Annotated in this window: 16 protein-coding genes and 1 pseudogene; 10 read left to right on the top strand and 7 right to left on the bottom strand. The window is 61.8% G+C overall.

What is annotated here, in order from left to right; all coding sequences use genetic code 11:
- Window positions 1-317: 317 nt before the first annotated feature.
- Genes ARUE_RS16525 through ARUE_RS16515 form a run of 3 tightly spaced genes read right to left on the bottom strand, consistent with a single transcriptional unit; the run spans window position 318 to window position 1575 of the window.
- Window positions 318-521 (bottom strand): UDP-N-acetyl glucosamine 2-epimerase, encoded by a 204-nt coding sequence (locus tag ARUE_RS16525; protein ID WP_162486173.1) that lies wholly within the window; start codon window positions 519-521, stop codon window positions 318-320.
- Between the two features lie 44 nt (window positions 522-565).
- Window positions 566-1114 (bottom strand): YdcF family protein, encoded by a 549-nt coding sequence (locus ARUE_RS16520; RefSeq protein ID WP_014922531.1) that lies wholly within the window; start codon window positions 1112-1114, stop codon window positions 566-568.
- On the bottom strand, window positions 1111-1575 hold the full coding sequence (locus ARUE_RS16515) for an Lrp/AsnC family transcriptional regulator (protein WP_014922530.1): 465 nt from the start codon (window positions 1573-1575) through the stop codon (window positions 1111-1113). The genes ARUE_RS16520 and ARUE_RS16515 overlap by 4 nt, the downstream gene beginning before the upstream one ends.
- A 171-nt stretch (window positions 1576-1746) precedes the next feature.
- Between ARUE_RS16515 and pdhA the strand changes: the two genes are divergently transcribed.
- The 5 genes from pdhA (at window position 1747) to ARUE_RS16490 (ending at window position 6688) form a co-directional block, all read left to right on the top strand.
- Window positions 1747-2961 (top strand): pyruvate dehydrogenase (acetyl-transferring) E1 component subunit alpha, encoded by a 1215-nt coding sequence (pdhA, locus tag ARUE_RS16510; protein WP_014922529.1) that lies wholly within the window; start codon window positions 1747-1749, stop codon window positions 2959-2961.
- Window positions 2958-4058, top strand: coding sequence for an alpha-ketoacid dehydrogenase subunit beta (locus ARUE_RS16505; protein ID WP_014922528.1), 1101 nt, complete (start codon window positions 2958-2960; stop codon window positions 4056-4058). The genes pdhA and ARUE_RS16505 overlap by 4 nt, the downstream gene beginning before the upstream one ends.
- Before the next feature lie 2 nt (window positions 4059-4060).
- On the top strand, window positions 4061-5542 hold the full coding sequence (locus ARUE_RS16500; protein WP_162486172.1) for a dihydrolipoamide acetyltransferase family protein: 1482 nt from the start codon (window positions 4061-4063) through the stop codon (window positions 5540-5542).
- Window positions 5543-5999: 457 nt separating this feature from the next.
- Window positions 6000-6404, top strand: a complete 405-nt coding sequence (locus ARUE_RS16495) for a VOC family protein (protein ID WP_043471431.1) — start codon at window positions 6000-6002, stop codon at window positions 6402-6404.
- On the top strand, window positions 6401-6688 hold the full coding sequence (locus ARUE_RS16490) for a winged helix-turn-helix transcriptional regulator (protein ID WP_014922525.1): 288 nt from the start codon (window positions 6401-6403) through the stop codon (window positions 6686-6688). Before ARUE_RS16495 ends, ARUE_RS16490 begins: the two co-directional genes overlap by 4 nt.
- A gap of 42 nt (window positions 6689-6730) precedes the next feature.
- Here the strand turns inward: ARUE_RS16490 and ARUE_RS16485 are convergent, their stop codons facing one another.
- Window positions 6731-7519 carry a hypothetical protein gene (locus ARUE_RS16485; RefSeq protein ID WP_014922524.1) on the bottom strand — a complete coding sequence of 263 codons (789 nt, stop codon included), beginning with the start codon at window positions 7517-7519 and terminating at the stop codon, window positions 6731-6733.
- A 158-nt stretch (window positions 7520-7677) separates the two neighbouring features.
- Between ARUE_RS16485 and ARUE_RS24550 the strand changes: the two are divergent.
- A pseudogene (locus ARUE_RS24550) lies at window positions 7678-7767 on the top strand (VOC family protein); the annotation flags it as partial.
- Between the two features lie 26 nt (window positions 7768-7793).
- On the opposite strand, the gene ARUE_RS16475 reads toward ARUE_RS24550, so the two are convergent.
- Complete coding sequence (locus ARUE_RS16475) at window positions 7794-8585, bottom strand: AraC family transcriptional regulator (protein WP_014922523.1); 792 nt, start codon at window positions 8583-8585, stop codon at window positions 7794-7796.
- A gap of 14 nt (window positions 8586-8599) precedes the next feature.
- Between ARUE_RS16475 and ARUE_RS16470 the strand changes: the two genes are divergently transcribed.
- From ARUE_RS16470 to ARUE_RS16460, 3 genes are all read left to right on the top strand, one after another.
- Window positions 8600-9070: a DUF2000 family protein gene (locus ARUE_RS16470; protein WP_014922522.1), complete on the top strand. Its 471-nt coding sequence runs from the start codon at window positions 8600-8602 to the stop codon at window positions 9068-9070.
- A gap of 48 nt (window positions 9071-9118) precedes the next feature.
- Complete coding sequence (locus ARUE_RS16465) at window positions 9119-9484, top strand: cupin domain-containing protein (RefSeq protein ID WP_014922521.1); 366 nt, start codon at window positions 9119-9121, stop codon at window positions 9482-9484.
- A gap of 74 nt (window positions 9485-9558) precedes the next feature.
- Window positions 9559-9771, top strand: a complete 213-nt coding sequence (locus ARUE_RS16460) for a DUF4177 domain-containing protein (protein ID WP_011775776.1) — start codon at window positions 9559-9561, stop codon at window positions 9769-9771.
- Between the two features lie 168 nt (window positions 9772-9939).
- On the opposite strand, the gene ARUE_RS16455 is transcribed toward ARUE_RS16460, so the two are convergent.
- Complete coding sequence (locus tag ARUE_RS16455) at window positions 9940-12921, bottom strand: RCC1 domain-containing protein (protein WP_014922520.1); 2982 nt, start codon at window positions 12919-12921, stop codon at window positions 9940-9942.
- A 311-nt stretch (window positions 12922-13232) separates the two neighbouring features.
- Between ARUE_RS16455 and ARUE_RS16450 the strand changes: the two genes are divergently transcribed.
- Complete coding sequence (locus ARUE_RS16450) at window positions 13233-15719, top strand: S8 family serine peptidase (RefSeq protein WP_043470560.1); 2487 nt, start codon at window positions 13233-13235, stop codon at window positions 15717-15719.
- Window positions 15720-15847: 128 nt separating this feature from the next.
- Here the strand turns inward: ARUE_RS16450 and ARUE_RS16445 are convergent, their stop codons facing one another.
- The gene (locus tag ARUE_RS16445) at window positions 15848-18871 is read right to left on the bottom strand and encodes an RCC1 domain-containing protein (protein WP_051025007.1); all 3024 of its coding nucleotides are present in this window, start codon (window positions 18869-18871) and stop codon (window positions 15848-15850) included.
- Window positions 18872-19001: the final 130 nt, after the last annotated feature.

Below are 19001 nucleotides of genomic sequence, written 5' to 3'. Positions count from 1 at the left end.
TCTCGTTGGTTTGGTTGGCCTGTCGCTTGTTACAGCGTTCTTTGTAGTGATAGCGCTCGCCTAAAGCGAGTCGCCGGGAGTGTTGATCTGGCTGGGGAGGGATGCTCGGCGACGGCAGGCTAAATCTCGGGCACCGTTGTCATGAACTTGCAACTTTGGAAGCAATCGCCAGCGACGCTGAAGCGACGTGTTGTATCCGTCCTGCGAGCGACTCCAGCCAAGTATCCGAGAACGGAAATGCTGGTGCACGTTGGTAAACAAGTGTCATTAGCCCGAATTGCTTGTCGCCACGATGTCCTCAGCGGCCACACCTGCGGCTAGCAGGCTTGCTCGGCTGGTGCTCGGGCGTCCACCGCAGGAAAGTGATTTGGCTGGTGGTCTTCGGAGGCTGGTACTACCTGGATCAATGGTTCGCCGTGGTAGAAACAGGCGATTGCCCATGCAGTAGAGGTGGTGGTGTCGCCTCGTACGATCACCACGTCCGGCTTGCCTAGCGAAAAGTAGGAGTCGAGCCCGCTCATGATGCTGGCCATGATGTCCCGGCCGGATGGCCATCCCAGCCCACTCAGCATTCCGGCCGCACCCACACATCCAACAGACCACCCGTTTCCACCACGAATCGCCACACCCACGCCGCGGGGGAGAGCTCCGGCTCCGTACCCACCATATGAACGTCAGCAGCGATGCATTGCTTCATCAGGGTGCCGGCCCGCTGGACGTGGTAGTCGGAGGTCACAACGGTCACGGAAGTCCATCCGTGTTCTGCCGCAAGGTCGCGCAGCCGCAACGCTTCGCCCCTGGTGTTCAGCGGGTCCGGACGGAAGCAGTCCAGGTGAGTGGCGCCGTCGTGCTCTTCACAAAACTTGTCCGAGCCGACGTTGGCTGGCAGCCCGGTGGTGACAACCACTAGGTCCTGGATGCCCAGCTGCTCCCGCAAGGCGAGGCCCACCGGGAGCCGTTCGTTGCTCATGCCGCCCAGCACCACAATGGCGTCGGTCTTCTGGGGAGTGGCGCGGGGCGGGTTGTGGAAGAGCTGGAAGGCAGCGACCAGCCACAGGACACCCGCCAGGACGCAAGCCACCAGCGTCCAGGCGAGCTTTCGTTTGAAGGTCACCGGGTATCTACGTCCTCGAACACCAGGAAGGTTTGCGTGTCCAGGATCCCGTCCATGGACTGCAGCTGATCGAAGATGACTCGGCGCAGGTGGATGTTGTCTGTGGCGCGGACTAGGAGGATGACGTCGAAGTCGCCGCCCACCAATGCGATGTGGTGAATCTCCGGGATGGCGCGGAGCTGCTCCTTCAATTCGCGCCAGGAGTGCTGCTGAACCTTCAACGTCACGTAGGCAGAGGACCGAAGGCCCGCCTTGATGGGATCCACTAGCGCCGTGAACTTGGTCAGCACGCCCTCGCCCGTGAGCCGGGCGATCCGGGTGTACGCGTGGGCGCGGCTGATGTGGACGTTCTCCGCCACCTGCGTAATAGACATGCGCCCGTCGGTGGTCAGCTCGCGGATGATGTCCCGGTCCACGCTGTCCAGCGGTACGGCGGTCTGCTCCGCCTCGGCCTCGCTCACTGGCTCTCCAATTCGTCTACAACACAGGCACGTTACCCAGCTCACAATTGCAATTCGTCTTTCAGAATACCCAGTTTAGGCAAGGGCTTCCATGATTCGGCGGAAAGCTGGATACGAAACAGAGCCGGGGAACATACTGGAAGCACATAGTGGCTAGAGAAGGACGGACCAATGACGATCCACGCAGATCACTCTGCGCCGGAAACGGCTGTAGAGGACCAAGCTGCTGACGTTCGGACAAAATTCGGCATCAGCGTTGAGGACTACATGCTCCCCGCCCGGCACCAGATCCAAATGGTGAACCCGGACGGCACCCTCCGCTCCCATGACGAGCAAGGCACCGAACCCGGCCACGAATACCCCACACCCGGCGATTCTGAACTGATGGCCGCTTACGAGCAGCTCGTCGTCGGACGCCGCGTCAACGATCAGAACTCTGCGCTGGTCCGGCAGGGCCGCATGGCCGTCTACCCCTCAAGCCACGGCCAGGAAGCCTGCCAGGTTGCAGCTGCCATGTGCCTCAGCGAAGGTGACTGGCTGTTCCCCACCTACCGCGACGCCGTCGCCGTCATGACCCGCGGGGTGGACCCCGTTGAGGTGATGACCATCTTCCGCGGCGACTGGCACGGCGGCTACGACCCCAGCGCGCACAACGTCGGCATCCAATGCACCCCGCTGACCACCCAGCTGCTCCACGCCGTCGGCGTCGCGCACGCTGCCAAGCTCCGCGGTGAAAACACTGTAGTGATGGCCATGTGCGGCGACGGCGCCACGAGCGAAGGCGACTTCCACGAGGCACTGAACTTCGCCGCCGTCTTCCACCTGCCCGTCATCTTCTTCGTGCAGAACAACAAGTACGCCATCTCCGTACCGCTCAGCCACCAGTCCGTGGCGCCGTCGCTGGCCCACAAGGCTGTTGGCTATGGCATGGCCGGTGAGCGCGTTGACGGCAACGACCTCGTCGCACTGCTCGCCGTGATGGACCGGGCCGTGAAGCTGGCCCGCGAAGGATCCGGCCCGCTCCTGATCGAAGCCCACACGTACCGGATGCAAGCCCACACCAACGCCGACGACGCCACCCGCTACCGTCCGGACAGCGAAGTTGCCGAATGGCAGGCCAAGGATCCGCTGACGCGCATGAAGTCATACCTCACGGATAAGGGCCTGCTGGACGATTCCGCCAATGAGCGGATCGCTGCGCATGCCGAAGCCGTGGCCACCCAGCTCCGTGAAGGCCTGGGGGAGGACGTTCCGGTGCAGCCGCTGGACCTCTTCAAGTACGTCTTCGCCAAGCCCACCCCGCAGCTGAAAGAGCAGTCCGAACTGCTGGCCAGCGAACTCGCCCGCGCCGAAAGCGCCAACACGGGAACGGAGAGCGCAAAATGACCGTCACCACCAGTGCCACCGGCACCACCACAGCCAACGTCAGCGCAGCCACCGCCAGCGCCGCCGCTTCCGCCGCGGCCACTGCCGAGGCCACCGGCCCGCAAAGCCTCACCATGGCCAAGGCACTGAATACCGCCATGGCCGACGCCATGCGCAATGACCCGTCCGTCCTGGTATTCGGCGAGGACGTCGGCATGCTGGGCGGCGTCTTCCGCATCACCGACGGCCTCATGGCCGAGTTCGGCGAACAGCGCTGCTTCGACACCCCGCTGGCAGAATCCGGCATCGTCGGCATGGCCGTAGGAATGGCCATCAACGGCATGCGACCCGTCATCGAAATGCAGTTCGACGCCTTCGCCTACCCCGCCTTCGAACAGATCGTCAGCCACGTAGCCAAAATGCACAACCGCACCAAGGGCAAGCTCAAAATGCCCATGGTCATCCGTGTTCCTTACGCCGGCGGCATCGGGGGAGTGGAACACCACTGCGACTCCTCCGAGTCCTACTACGCCCACACTGCCGGCCTGAAGGTCTACACCCCGGCCACCGTGGCCGACGGCTACCGCATGCTCCGCGAAGCCATCGACTCCGACGACCCCGTCATGTTCATGGAACCCAAGAAGCTCTACTGGTCCAAGGACCAGGTGGACTTGGGTGCCCTGCGAGCAGAGCACGACGCCGGCACCTCCACCGAGGGCCGCGCAGCTGTTGCCCGTCCCGGCACGGACGCGACGCTCATCGCCTACGGCCCGTCGGTCCCCACCGCGCTCGCCGCTGCCGCTGCCGCCGCCGAAGAGGGCCGCTCACTCGAGGTCATCGACGTCCGCACTCTCGTCCCCTTCGACGACGAAACCGTCTGCGCGTCCGTACGCAAGACGGGACGCGCCGTCGTGATCGCCGAAGCGCACGGATTCGCGTCCGTGTCCTCCGAGATCGTGGCCCGCGTCCAGGAACGCGCGTTCCACTACCTCGCCGCTCCCGTATTGCGCGTGACCGGCTTCGATGTCCCGTTCCCGTCTCCCAAGCTGGAGCACTACTACCTGCCAAGCGTCGACCGCATCCTCGACGCCGTCGACGACCTTCAATGGGAGGACTGACCATGAGTTCAGATATGCAGGTCTTCAAACTGCCCGATCTTGGGGAAGGCCTCACCGAGGCCGAACTGGTGAACTGGCTCGTCGCCGTGGGTGACGAGATTGTGGTTGACCAGCCCATCGCCGAGGTTGAGACCGCCAAGTCCATGGTTGAGGTGCCCTCGCCTTACGCCGGCACCGTCGCCGAGTTGCACGGTGAAGCCGGTCAAACGCTCGACGTCGGCAAGCCGCTGATCTCGATCGCTCGCGCTGGTTCTGCGGCGAGTTCGCCCGCTGCCGCGCCTGTTCCTGCTCCGGCTGGTTCTGTGGATCCATCGCCGGTGTCCTCGGGTCTTGACGTTTCGTCCGCCGTGGAAGCTGCTGCCGAGACGTACCGGACCGAGGAAAAGGCGGGCTCGGGCAATGTGCTGATTGGTTACGGTACGCCCGGGGGAGCCACCGGTGGCCGGACCCGACCGCGGAAGGCGAGTGCTTCTGTTGTTGCTTCTGCTGTTGCTGAGCCTGCTGCTGTGCCAGAGATGGAGCCGGCTGTGGCCGGAACGCGCATCCCGGGCAAGCTCAGTGCCGTCATCTCTCCGCTTGTCCGCAAAATGGCACGCGACCACGGTGTTTCCCTCGACGCTATTGAGGGCTCGGGCGCCAGTGGATTGATCATGCGCAGGGACGTGGAGGCTGTTATTGCTTCGCCCTCGGTTGCTGCTGTGCCTTCTGCTGCTGCCATTCCTGCTGCTCCCGTTTCTGCTCCTGTTTCTGCGGGTGCCGTTGATAGCCGTACCGGTTTGTCTGTCTCTGCGCGGACGCCTGTCCGTGGAGTCCGCAAGGCCGTGGCCGCGAACATGACCCGCAGCCGCTCGGAAATCCCTGAAGCCACCGTTTGGGTGGACGTCGATGCAACCGCACTGCTGGAAATGCGTGCCGAGCTCAAGAAGCGCGCACCACACGATACCCCTGGTCTGCTGGCCTTCATCGCTCGTTTTGTCACGGCTGGGTTAAAAAAGTACCCGGCCCTGAACACCCGCTTTGAAACCGCGGGGGACGGCTCTCAGGAGATCGTCGGGTTTGAAGGAATCAACCTCGGCTTCGCCGCCCAAACCGACCGCGGGCTCGTGGTCCCGTCCGTACGGAACGCGCACCAGCTGAGTGCCCGCGAACTGGACGCAGAGATCCGCCGACTCACCGCCGTCGCCCGTGACGGAAAGGCGACCCCCACGGAACTGGGCTCGGGCACGTTCACGCTGAACAACTACGGTGTGTTCGGCGTGGACGGCTCGGCCGCGATCATCAACTATCCCGAGGTCGCCATGCTCGGCGTGGGCCGCATCATCAACAAGCCCTGGGTAGTCAACGGCGAGCTTGCCGTTCGCAAGGTCACCGAGCTGACCCTCGCCTTCGACCACCGCGTGTGCGACGGCGAAACCGCGGCCGGCTTCCTCCGGTACGTTGCCGACGCGATCGAGAACCCTGGCGGCGCGCTCGCAGACATGTAACCCTCTCTCACATCCCGCGGGTTTGGGCGGGTCCCTCTCTCACATCCCTAGGGTTTGGGGGGTCCCTCTCTCACATCCCGCGGGTTTGGGCGGGTCCCTCTCTCACATCTCATCTCTAGAGCGAACAGCAGAGACCACGAGCCTTCGGGCCGTGGCCTCTGTTGTATGTCTTCCAACTCCGTACGCTTGGATGATGGGAAACCAGCACAGAAACGTCGACGCCGTCCGAGACGAGATCACATCCGCAATTGCCGAGGTGCGGTCAGTCGCGCAACTCGAGCACGACGTGCAGCGCCAGCGCACCCTGTTTTTCCCAGTCTCGTGATCCACCACTAATACAAGTCATTCGGTTAACAGGAGAGACCACGAGCCTCCGGCCTGGCGTGCAGGACGCGCAAAGCACATTGTGCGCGAACAACCATTGACGCCGCACTTGCATTTTGCAAGTATGGGCCGCATGAGCCTCTTCATCACTTGCCCTGTTGACAGCGTCGAGCGCGCGACCGCTTTCTATACCGCCCTCGGCTGGACCCTTAACACCGAGATGTCCGATCACAACGTGTCATGCTTCGCGATCGCACCGGAGCAGTACGTCATGCTCGGCAGCCGCGAGATGTACGCGAGCGTCGGCGGCGCCGAGGAACTGGTCGGAGGACCCGACACCCCCTCGAAGGTTACGGTTTCCTTCGACCTCGGCAGACGGGAGGCGGTGGACGAGCTCATTGAACGCGCCCGTGCCGCCGGCGGCCGGATCGGTGACACCGACGACTACCCCTTCATGTACCAGCGTCAATTCGACGACCCCGACGGCTACCACTACTCGCCGTTTTGGATGAAGCCGGACGTCGATCCGACCGCGTGAGCAATCTCGCCGCGGCCCTCGACGTCGTCGGAGCGCGGTGGGCCCTGCTCATCGTGGAGCGGCTCCTCGACGGGCCACAGCGCTACGGCGATCTGCAGCGCGACCTCGGAGTGCCGACCAACATTCTCGCGACCCGACTGCGCGAGCTCGAGGCCGCTGGCGTACTGTCCCGCCTGCCCCTCCGGCACAACACGCGGGCCTACGCGCTGACCGATAGGGGGCTCGCCTTGCGGGAGGCGATTGATGCGCTGGCTCGCTGGGGCCACGAGGAATGGCCTGGGTGAGACATAGAATCGCGATGCGCTCCGATCTACCGCATCACCTGATCAGTTGCCGGGACTGAACACGATCGAGTCGAAAACGGCGCGTGCCTCTCTCGTCAGCTCCGGATTGATCGATTCGTGGAATTGGACCACCCAGCTCACAGCGCGCTTGCCGTTCAAGTCCATCACCCGGTAGGTTTCGCGCTCAGCGGCGCTCGAGTACCAGCGTGTGCATTCGTTTGAGAATTCAGAGTGGATGCAGAATTTGCCGCGGTCGCAGGCTGCGATGTCCACGTCGCCCTTGACGAAGTGGTCGAACTCGAAGCCGGAGTAATCACCCACCTTGACCTTGACGGGAGGGGTGCTCGCTGTTGACGTCTGCGCCGTCAACGCGTCAACGAAGTCCTTAACTGACGGATCGATCTTGACGAGCGCGCCCTCCCAAGCGCATGCGTCCGTCGGCACATACTCGGCGGGCCACCAACCCACGAAGACCCCCCATTCATCAGGGTGATTCGGGTCGTCCTTGGCCACACCATCGCCGTCGTCAGTCGACCAACCGGCTGGGACGGTGATCTCGAAAGGCGCCGAGTAGCCCTTGACGAGGACGCGGTAGGTGCCGGCGTCGAGGTCGCCACTCTCCGGCAGCAGTGGGACTGTTCGAGGGGCGCCACCGTCCGGCTGTGCCGGGGCCGTGCGAGCCTCCGTTGTCGAAAAACTTGTGGACGGGAGGGAGACGTCGTCGGGCTTGGAGTCGCACCCACCGAGACATCCAATGAGTGCGATAACCAGCAAGGGTAAGAGATAGCGCCATCGCTGAGTGGCCAGTTCAAGGGGTGTCATGGAGCTCATCGATCCACCAAGCCGCTTTTGGGTACTGCGATGCCCCGCAGCTCAGTGGCCTCGCGGGCGGCCCCAGATGGGATGCCGTCGCCACAAGTCTCCTCCGGCACAGAACCCATGACAATAAGAGTTGTAAGGAGATCAGTTTCGACGAACTCACGCTGGGGGTCACCGCCCCCATTGACGGTCCATTCGGCCGCACGTTCACCTTCGCCGACCCCGACGGTTACCACGTGACGCTTCACGACCGGTCTTAGCCGCTACAACCGCGACGGCGTGAAGGTCAGGCCGTGAAGGCTCCCGGCGTGGTACCCAGAACACGACGGAAATGCCTGGTGAGGTGCGACTGGTCATGGAAGCCAGCCTCAACCGCCGCAACAGAAGCCGGGCGGCCATCGAGCAGCAGACGTCGGGCGCGGTCCACGCGGCGCCCCGTGACGTAGCGGTAAGGGGCGATGCCGTAGGCCTTGGAAAATGCGCGCACCAAGTGGCTCGGGTGCGCACCCAGTAACTGGGCCGCTTCGGCAATGGTGAAGGACTCAAAGAGGCGGTCATCAAGCATCTCGCGCAGCTTGCGGGCCAGGGGAGCGTCCCGCGTCGGCGACGACGGCGTTCCCAAATGGGAGCGGACCGATTCTCGCAGAGCCAGAACGCCGCATTCGGCCTCCATCACATCCGCCGGCAAGGACAGCGCCGCGTGGATGCCGGTCACGGTTGCCACCGTCTGCGGATCCACCAGCAGCGGTTGCGCCACTGCCGCCTCTGCTGCTTTGGCGGGCAGCCAGTCTTCACTCAGGTACAGGACTCGCTTACGGAATGATTCACCTCCGACGGCGGAGCGACCGTCGTGCGGGGGTAGCAGGGTGATTGAGGCGGGAACTGCCTGATGCTCGGTGCGGCCGAGGTCGTAAGTCACTGCCCCTTTGTCGATCAGAAGCACCGTCCAGTCGTCGTGAGTATGGGACGGGTACCTGTGATCGTCGAACGTTGCATGCAGCACCTCGCGCACGTAAGGCACGGCCGGATGCCATGCGTGCACTGAGTTACCCATGCAAGAAATGTACAAGACCGCCATTCCTGCCTGCGGCCATGCTTGGGTTCATGCAAGAAAACTCGACAGCAGTCATTGATTCCCCTTCCTCCGCGACCGTTCGCTTTGACACGAAAGTGGTGGTGGTCCTCGCTGATGATCTTCTGCCCTGGCAAGAGCTGAACGTCACAGCATTTCTCATGAGTGCCATCGCCACCAGTGCCCCGGGTCTGACGGGGGAGCCGTATCAGGACCGAGACGGGAACGGCTACCTTCCCATGCTTCGCCAGCCCGTTCTGGTGCTCACTGCCGGGCAGGAACTCCTGGCGGCAGCGCGGGAGCGGTCTCTTGCTCGGGAGATTCCCATTGCCCTGTACACGCGAGATCTTTTCTCCACCGGCCACGATGAAGCCAACCGGGCAGCGGTGGCGGCGGTTGCTGCCCAGGACCTTGACCTCGTGGGAATTGCCCTCCGCGGCCCTCGAAACGTGGTTGACCGGATCGTGAAGGGCGCACGAATGCACGCGTGAAAATGTTGGGCTCCCGTCAAAGACCTCGAAAGAAAGTGCTGATCATCCATGACTGATTTGGTACGCAACATCAATGCCGCCCTTGATTCGATCTCGGCGCACTGGCAGCCTCACAGGCTGACTAGCATCAACGATTACGACGTGAAAGTTGTGAAAATTCAGGGTGAATTCGTTTGGCACACTCATCCCGATACCGACGAATTGTTCATGGTCATCAGTGGGAATCTCACCATTCAGCTCCGTGACGGCGATGTGGTGCTCGGGCCGAACGACATCTACGTGGTCCCCAAGGGGACCGAGCACTGCCCCAAGGCTGAAAACGAAGTCCAGGCCTTGCTGTTCGAGCCAAAAGGTACGGACAACACAGGTGATGCGGGTGGTGACATGACCGCCGCCCTCCGCGAACTGGGCTGACCCCCCCCAAAGGTTCCCCGCCGGCGTCGAGTAGCCTTGCACGCAACCGTCCCGAAACAGAAGGAAGTGTCGCGATGCAGCAGTACGTCGTTCTCCAAGTGATCCTGAAAGAGAAAATGTGGGGCGCCGGTTCGGGCAACCTTCCCTCCCTGGAAAAGGCCATCAACGATCAAGCCGCCAAGGGCTACAGGCTCCACACCATAACCACTGCCAGCAGCGGGAGTAAGGGAGTGATCGGAGGCGGTGACCGTATTCAGGCGACCATGGTGTTTGAGCGCATCGGCTAGGTCCCTCCCCGTCCGAGGCAACTGTCGCGGAAGCTGTCAAAATCGGCGACGTCCGGCCGTCACCGCCGACGGCAGCTTACAAATTCCCGCGGTCAGCTGGTGGTACGTGACCCGCATCGAATCACTGGGCTAACTGACAATCACCGGACCAGCTACATGCACGCTGTATCAGAAGGCCGGAACTTCCTGCGGAACGTATGAGTCTGCAGTAGTGCCGTTTCCTAGCTGTCCCAAACCGTTCTCTCCCCAAGACCAGAACCTGCCATCGCTGGTAAGGGCATAGGACGTGTAGAGGCCTCCAGTGACAAACTGGACACCGTTTAGCTGCTGCACGCGAATCGGCACGTTGGTGGTGTTGCGGGTACCATCTCCCAGTTCTCCTGAGTTGTTGTTGCCCCAAGCCCAGAACTCATCTGCCCCGTTCGATGCGAAGACGCTATAGACGTTCGCTCCAATGTTTTCGATGCCACTCAGCCCGGGGATTTGAACGGGGACATCGCTATGTCCCTGGTATGTTCCGTTCGCCAACAGGCCAAGCCCGTTGTGACCCCAAGCCCAGACGGTTCCATCGTTGCGAAGGGCAAGGGCGCCATAGCTGGTGCCCACCATGTCCCGCACGCCGTCCAGGCCGGAAACCCTGACCGGTACCAAGGAGTTGACGGTTGTTCCGTTGCCAAGCTGGCCCTCCCCGTTGTACCCCCACGCCCACACTGAACCGTCGCCCTTGAGCGCGTAGCCCGAATTTCCGCCGCCCGAGATCTTGGTGACATCCGTAAGACCCTGCACCTGAAGGGGCGTATGGCCTGTCCCCAGAGTGTGGCCTTGCCCTTGCTGGCCTTTGGTGTTGTTTCCCCATGCCCAAACAGTGCCGTCCGAGCGCAACGCGTAGGCTGTGTTTCCGTTAGTGGCGATACTCCTGACGCTGTTCAATCCCTGGACCTCGAGTGGAACCGATGAATACTGCCCACCACTTGAGTTGCCAAGCTGGCCGTAATAGTTGCTTCCCCAGGACCACACTGTTCCGTCGCTCTTGAGAGCGTAAGCGTTGTATCCGTACGCTGCTACCGCTGTCACCTTACGAAGGCCCAAAACCTGAGCGGGCACGTAGGTGGCATAGGCATCGGAGCCTGTCCCCAAATTTCCGGAGGCATTGAAACCCCATGCCCAAAGTGTCCCGTCCGCTTTCAAAGCGAAGGCGCTCTCAATCCCAGCGGCCACTCCGATGAGCCCGGTTGGTACCGGGTCGGATGGTTTGATGACCGGGGTGCCTTGGCAGGGGTTTGCTGTGAAGAGGGGCCATGTGTTGGTTGCGGTGGCTTTCCATTCGCCGAGGTCGAAGCCGAGTATTTTGATGCCTGCCAGGACGCCGAGTCGGCCTTCGACGCCGAGTTCCAAGGGGCAGGTCCAGGTGAGGTCCTGTCCGCTGGCGGTGGTGACGGTGATGGTGGTGGTCGCGTACGGCCCCATTCCGAAGGTGATCCCGGCAATGCCGTAGAGCTTGATCGTGGCATCAAAATCCAGGGATGCTCTTGCGGTCAGTGAGGCGGAGGCTTTGTAGTCGTTTTCGATTCCTGCGGTGGTGGGTTTGTCGTTGACCAGGCTGAATGCGCCGTTGTTGTATTTGAATCCGTGGTTGCTGGTGACGGTTTGGGATGAGGAGAACACCACTTCGGCGTTTCCGTCCAGGGAGAAGTTCGCGTTCATGGTCGCGTTGCTGGTCACTACTACCGGGACCGGGCCGGCCATGAACGTGAACGCGGAGTTCAGCTGGCCGAGTTTGGCGGTGGCCTGGCCTTTCAATGATCCCTCTACCGTGAGGGAGTGTTCGGCCTTGATGGAGGGGGTGATGACTACGGAGACTTCCTTCAAGCTCAGGAAAGCGGTCTCTAATGTCATTTTCGCTGTGGCCTTGGCCGTCACTGACGACTTTAGGGTCACTGACCCGTCACCGGTCAAGGGTGCGTCGGGTTTGCCGAACTCGCCCTTGACGGTCCTGGTCAAGGCCATGGACTTGTTGAACACCTCCGCAGAGGCCGCCGCGTACGGCCGGACCATATCTGGTGTGAGTGCGGGGCTGGACCGCGTTGCGGTCGGGGCGGCGTCGGGTTCAACGACGACGTCGGGCGCGGGGATGAACTCGGAGCTCACCGGGGTGGCGGTCACTTCGAGCAAACCTCCGGTGGAGACCACGGCCTCGGGCACGGTGGCCGGTTTGGTCTTCACCAAGGTGGTCCCGCCCGGGTCCCTGACGACCTGGACCACCCGGACGAGCAGCCCGTCCGGGGTGCCGGTGGTGATACCGGAGACGAGTACGTCGTTGGGTTTGATGTCCGTTGCTTGATCCGAGGGCAGGACCACCGTGTTGCTGGTGACTTGTGCGGTTTGGAGTTGGGCCGGTTCCAGGATTTCAACGTCGGGGGCTACCGTGACGGTCCCTGCGGCAGGGTTCTCAGGGTCGGCGGGTTCTTTCTGTCCTGCGTACCGGTACAGGAACGCGGCCATCGCATCACGGGCGATCCCGTTCAACGGCCGGTATTCCCGCACCCCGTTACCAGCATCCCAGCCCGTGGAAATCCCGGACGCGGCCAGCCAGGTGATCTCGGTATAGAACCCGCCACCGGCAGGGACATCCGTAAACGGTGAGAGCATCGGGGCGGTGAAGGCTGGTTTGTCCGCGTACCGGTACAAGAACGCGGCCATCGCATCACGGGCAATCGGGGACAACGGACGATACTCACGCTTCCCGCCACCAACATCCCAGCCGGTGGAAATGCCCTTGGAGGCCAGCCAGGTGATCTCCTTATAGAACGCTGCCCCAACCGGAACATCAGTAAACGGAGACACCGAAGGGGCTGTGAACGCGGGGGACCCGGCATGCCGGTACAGGAACGCGGCCATTGCGTCCCGGGCAATGGACTCCAACGGACGGTACTGCCGCACCCCTGACCCGGCATCCCAGCCCGTGGAAATACCCGATGCGGCCAACCACGAAATCTCCGTCGCGAACTGCGACTCGGCCGGCACATCCGAGAACGACACCACGTTCTCCACCACCGGATCCGCAGCCACCGCCGCAGGCACCACCAACAACCCCGGCGCCACCACCACCAACACCACAGCAACCAACCACGCCACACCACGACGAAACACCGCAACCCCCACACACCGGCGACACCCAGACAACACTCAGAAAACCAACTAGACGACATCCCTCACAAGCAAAGCAACAGCAAATCCCCAAAAGTCGTAGGGATTGCTCAATGTGGCGTTCAATGCGTCAACTGTTACCCGCTTTTGGCGGCAGCCAAACGACCCAGCCATTGCACGGTGTAATAAACGGTTAGGTCATCCAGCGCAAGTCAAAAGTCTGCTTACAATCTCCTGGGGGTCAGCTGGTGATCTCCAGTTGCCTGCGACCAGCCAGCTTTGGCTTTTTCGCCTTCCCTAGGATGCCCAGAAACATGCTTGAGAGATTCCGCGCGCCATCGCTTAGAACCTTCGGCGTCGCCGTGACAACACTCCTTTTCAGCGGAGGACTGGCTGCACTTCCAGCAGTCGCCGACGAGAGTGACATCGTTTCCAGTACGACGCAGGCCATGCAGCCTGCTCTCGAGATTGCTACCGACCAGTTCATCGTTGGACTGAGAGAAGACAACGCGGGAGCACAGGCTGCGGAAACGGCAGGCAATGCCGTTAGTCAGGCTGCAACAAAACTAGGCGTGCTTGCAACGAATTTGCGCGAGAGCGCAACCGGGGGACACATCGTCAAACTCGATGAAGCCCTTCCTGCGGATGAGGCTGAGGTCTTTCTCGACGCTCTAAGGTCAGATCCGGCCGTGGAATACGCGGAACCCGACGCCATTATGCAGACGGCAGCCGACCCAAATGACGGGCTTTATTCCCTTCAGTGGGATCTGTGGGAGGACTTCGCCGGACTTAGAGCTCCGGGTGCGTGGGAGTACAACCGTGGTCAAGGTGTGGTGGTGGCGGTCGTGGACACGGGCATCACAAGTCATTTTGAACTCGATGGCAACGTACTGCCTGGCTACGACATGATTTCCAGCTCCCAAGCCGCCCGCGATGGGGACGGCCGGGACGCTGATCCGACAGACGAAGGCGACTGGATTTCGGCGAACCAATGCTATTGGGGCAGCCCACAAGGTGTATCTTCTTGGCACGGAACTCACGTGGCAGGCACGGTCGCGGCCATCGGCGGGAATGGCAAAGGTGTAACGGGCGTAGCGCCCGAAGCCAAGATTCTTCCTCTTCGTGCTCTGGGCGCCTGCGGCGGGTACACGTCGGACATCGCCGATTCGATCGTATGGGCCGCGGGTGGTGTGGTGTCTGGTGCCCCAATCAACCCCAACCCGGCGAGAGTCATCAACCTTAGCCTCGGTGGCATTAGCCCCTGCTCCGCCAGCTACCAAAACGCGATCAATTTTGCTTACAACTCCGGGGCGGCTGTAGTTGTTGCTGCTGGCAATTCCAATAGGCCGGCAGCCGATTCGAGCCCAGCTAACTGCCAGAACGTGATTACAGTTGCAGCCAGTGGAAGGAACGGTGCCAGAGCTCCGTACTCCAACTACGGTAGCGCCGTGGATGTCACAGCTCCCGGTGGGGACATTAGTTTTGACGTTCGAAATGGAATCCTTTCGACATCGAACTTCGGGGCGACCACCAGAGAAGACCCCGCCTACGAATTCATGCAGGGAACATCCATGGCAGCCCCACATGTTGCAGGTGTCGCGGCTCTGTGGTTCTCCGAACTTGGTGGCATGACCAACCCTGAGTCTTTAGAAAGACGGCTGAAGGCGACTTCTCGGCCCCTTCCTGGTGGATGTCCGGCTGGCTGCGGATCGGGCTTGGTAGATGCAGCGGCAGCCCTGGACATCTATTTGCCAAGCTGGGTCATCCCATTGCCGGTACTCTTCACAGATGAAGACGGAACTTTAGGCGATAGCTTCACGATTCCGGAGGTGACCGGGGTTGAATACTTGGTTGGCGGAAATGCTGTCGCGGCTGGTACTTACCCGGGCACTGGGACGGTGACGGTTGCGGCTAGAGCCCTCAAGAAATATGTGCTCGCGGAAGGTGCCGTTTCTGAGTGGGCCCATGAGTTCAAGGCGACCCCGTTTGTGGTGACCCCGGCTCCGGTGACGTTTACGGATGTTGATGGGACGAAGGACGACACGTACACGATTCCTGCCACAGAAGGTGTTGAGTACCTGGTCGGCGGGAACGTTGTCGCTGCAGGGACGTACCCGGGCTCCGGCACAGTAACGATCACCGCAAGGGCTATGACGGATTACGTCCTCGCTGAAGGTACCGTGACTGAATGGTCGCAGCTCTTCAAGACCACCCCGGCTCCGGTAGTGTTCGCGGATCTTCCCGTCGGTGCTCAGTTCTTTGACGAGATTTCGTGGTTGGCTGCTCAGGGAATTTCCACCGGCTGGACGGAGGCCGATGGTTCCAAGTCGTTCCGTCCTGTTCAGGCAGTGAACAGGGATGCGATGGCAGCGTTCATGTACCGGCTTGCCGGTTCACCCGCATTCAACGCTCCGGCAGTGTCTCCGTTCGCGGACATCACGCCCAGCACACAGTTCTATAAAGAGATCACGTGGTTGGCGTCCCAAGGGATTTCGACGGGCTGGGTCGAAGCGAACGGTTCCAAAACATTCCGGCCGGTACAACCTGTGAATCGCGACGCTATGGCCGCGTTCATGTACCGCTTTGCCGGGAAACCGGCGTTCGTGGATTCCCAGGTCTTCGTTGACGTGCCGCCGGGCGCACAGTTCCACGCCGAAATCAGTTGGTTGTCCGGTGCCGGCATCTCCACTGGCTGGACCGCTGCGGACGGCTCCAAAACGTTCCAGCCACTCGTCCCAGTGAACCGCGATGCCATGGCAGCGTTCATGTACCGGTACCACCAGAAGTACATGAACAACTAAGCGGCGGTAGCCGCCTCTTCGCATGAAAAGAGCGACGCCGGAGGTCAGGTTGGGATTTCAACCTGGCCTCCGGCGTCGTCATCTGATGGTCTGGACAGGTGCGAGAGAGTTCTAACCCATCAGCAGATTTACAGCGGTGAGCCTTGCACCCCGAACGCAACTGGTCTGGCCCGGTTTTCGTATGTCCCGTCACCTAACTGTCCAAATTCGTTCCAACCCCACGCCAAAGCATCACCGTTTCCCAGTACGACGTAGGCACAAGCGGATCCGGCGGAAACGGCAACTGCACCGGTGACACCTACCACGGGAGTGGGGAGGTGCCGCTCCGCGGTATCCCCACTTCCAACGGCACCCAGTTTGTTATAACCCCAACCGCGGACTGTCCCGTCTTTCATGAGGGCGTAGCCGTTTCCGTCGCCACCCTCAAGAGCTGCGACGCCGGACAGGCCGGCAATTGTCACGGGCAGTGAACGCCAGGTTGTGGTGCCATCGCCGAGCTGCCCCCAGCTGTTGCTTCCCCAAGCCCGCGCCGTGCCATCCGTTTGCAGTGCATAAGCAGTGCCGTTTCCAGCCGAGATGGATTTGACGCTGGCGAGGTTGCTGACCTTCACAGGAGTCAGTCGCTCAGTCGTCGTGCCATCGCCAAGCTGTCCTGAGCCGTTGTCACCCCATGCCCATACCGTTCCATCACTCTTAAGTGCATAGTTCGAACTTGACCCTGCAGCGATGGCCTTAATGCTTGAAAGCCCCGATAGTGGTTGCGGCACGGGACGAATCTCTGCATGCATGGCGTCCGCCCCCATTGTGTACAGGCCCCATGCCCACACCGACCCGTCCTTCTTGAGCGCAATGGCCCCGTAATAGGTCGCCGCTACATCGATCACGTCGCTAATTCCTTGGATGCGGGCAGGTGTTGAGCGTGAATCGGTTGTTCCGTCACCGAGCTGATTTGTGGAATTGTCACCCCATGCCCAAACAGTGCCATCCGACTTGATGGCGTAGGCAGTCTGATAACCGGCGGCCACGGATTTGACCCCGCTGAGGCCAGGTACGGGTCCCGGCAGACTCCGCCAAGGCATGCTGCCTGCCCCCAGTTGGCCGGAGTCGTTCCTGCCCCACGAACGGACAGTTCCATCGACCTGAACCTCATAACCGACTCCCATGTACCCTCCCGTCAGGTATCGCTGACTATTCCCCTCAGTCGGCTCGGGCTCCGGTGTGGGAGTCGGGGTCGGGGTGGGGTTTGTTGGTGGGGGCTGGATGACAGTGGTGCCTTGGCAGGGGTTTGCAGTGAACAGGGGCCATGACTTGGTTACTGTGGCTTCCCACTCGCCGAGGTTGAAGCCCATAATCTCGATGCCTGCCGTCACGCCGAGCCGGCCTTCGACGCCGAGTTCCAAGGGGCAGGTCCAGGAGAGCTGTTCCCCGCTGGCAGCGGTAACGGTGATGGTGGTGGTCGCGTACGGCCCCATTCCGAAAGTGATCCCAGCGACGCCGTAGAGCTTGATGGTGGCGTCGAAGTCCAGGGATGCTCTTGCGGTCAGTGAGGCGGAGGCTTTGTACTCGTTCTGGATTCCTGCGGTGGTGGGTTTGTCGTTGACCAGGCTGAATGCGCCGTTGTTGTATTTGAATCCGTGGTTGCTGGTGACGGTCTGGGATGAGGAGAACACCACGTTGGCGTTCCCGTCCAGGGAGAAGTTCGCGTTCATGGTCGCGTTGCTGGTCACTACTACCGGGACCGGGCCGGCCATGAACGTGAACGCGGAGTTCAGCTCGCCGAGTTTGGCGGTGGCCTGGCCTTTCAATGATCCCTCTACCGTGAGGGAGTGTTCGGCCTTGATGGAGGGGGTGATGACTACGGAGACTTCCTTCAAGCTCAGGAAGGCGGTTTGTAGTGTCATTTTTGCTGTGGCCTTGGCCGTCACTGACGACTTTAGGGTCACTGACCCGTCACCGGTCAGCGGGGCGTCGGGTTTGCCGAACTCGCCCTTGACGGTCCTGGTCAAGGCCATGGATTTGTTGAACACCTCCGCAGAGGCCGCCGCGTACGGCCGGGCCATATCTGGTGTGGGTGCGGGGCCGGTTCTGGTTGCGGTCGGGGCTGCGTCTGGTTCAACGACGACGTCGGGCGCGGGGATGAACTCGGAGCTCACCGGGGTGCCGGTGACTTCGAGCAGCCCTCCGGTGGAGACCACGGCTTCGGGCAGGGTGGCGGGTTTGGTTTTCACCAGGGTGGTTCCGCCCGGGTCCCGGACTACCTGGACCACCCGGGCGAGCAGCCCGTCCGGGGTGCCGGTGGTGATACCGGAGACGAGGACGTCGTTGGGTTTGATGTCCGTTGCTTGATCCGAGGGCAGGACCACCGTGTTGCTGGTGACTTGTGCGGTTTGGAGTTGGGCCGGTTCCAGGATCTCGACGTCCGGGGCTACCGTGACGGTCCCTGCGGCCGGGTTCTCAGGGTCGGCGGGTTCTTTCTGTCCTGCGTACCGGTACAGGAACGCGGCCATCGCATCCCGGGCGATCCCGTTCAACGGCCGGTATTCCCGCACCCCGTTACCAGCATCCCAGCCCGTGGAAATCCCGGACGCGGCCAGCCAGGTGATCTCGGTATAGAACCCGCCACCGGCGGGCACATCACCGAAAGGAGAAACAGAAGGGGCGGTGAAGGCTGGTTTGTCCGCGTACCGGTACAAGAACGCGGCCATCGCATCACGGGCAATCGGGGACAACGGACGATACTCGCGCTTCCCGCCACCAACATCCCAGCCGGTGGAAATGCCCTTGGAGGCCAGCCAGGTGATCTCCTTATAGAACGCTGCCCCAACCGGAACATCAGTAAACGGAGACACCGAAGGGGCTGTGAACGCGGGGGACCCGGCATGCCGGTACAGGAACGCGGCCATTGCGTCCCGGGCAATGGACTCCAACGGACGGTACTGCCGCACCCCTGACCCGGCATCCCAGCCCGTGGAAATACCCGATGCGGCCAACCACGAAATCTCCGTCGCGAACTGCGACTCGGCCGGCACATCCGAGAACGACACCACGTTCTCCACCACCGGATCCGCAGCCACCGCCGACGGCACCACCAACAACCCCGGCGCCACCACCACCACTAAAGCAAGCAACCACGCCACACCACGACGAAACACCGCAACCCCCACACACCGGCGACACCCAGACAACACTCAGAAAGCTAACTAAATGACATCCCTCATCAGCGAAGCAACAGAAAGGGCTCAGATGTCGTGGGATTTGCCTTTTGTGGCGTCCAAGAACGTC

This window comes from Arthrobacter sp. Rue61a, assembly GCF_000294695.2.
In the GTDB taxonomy this organism is placed as follows: domain Bacteria; phylum Actinomycetota; class Actinomycetes; order Actinomycetales; family Micrococcaceae; genus Arthrobacter; species Arthrobacter aurescens_A.
This window is presented reverse-complemented; position numbering and strand designations above follow the sequence as displayed.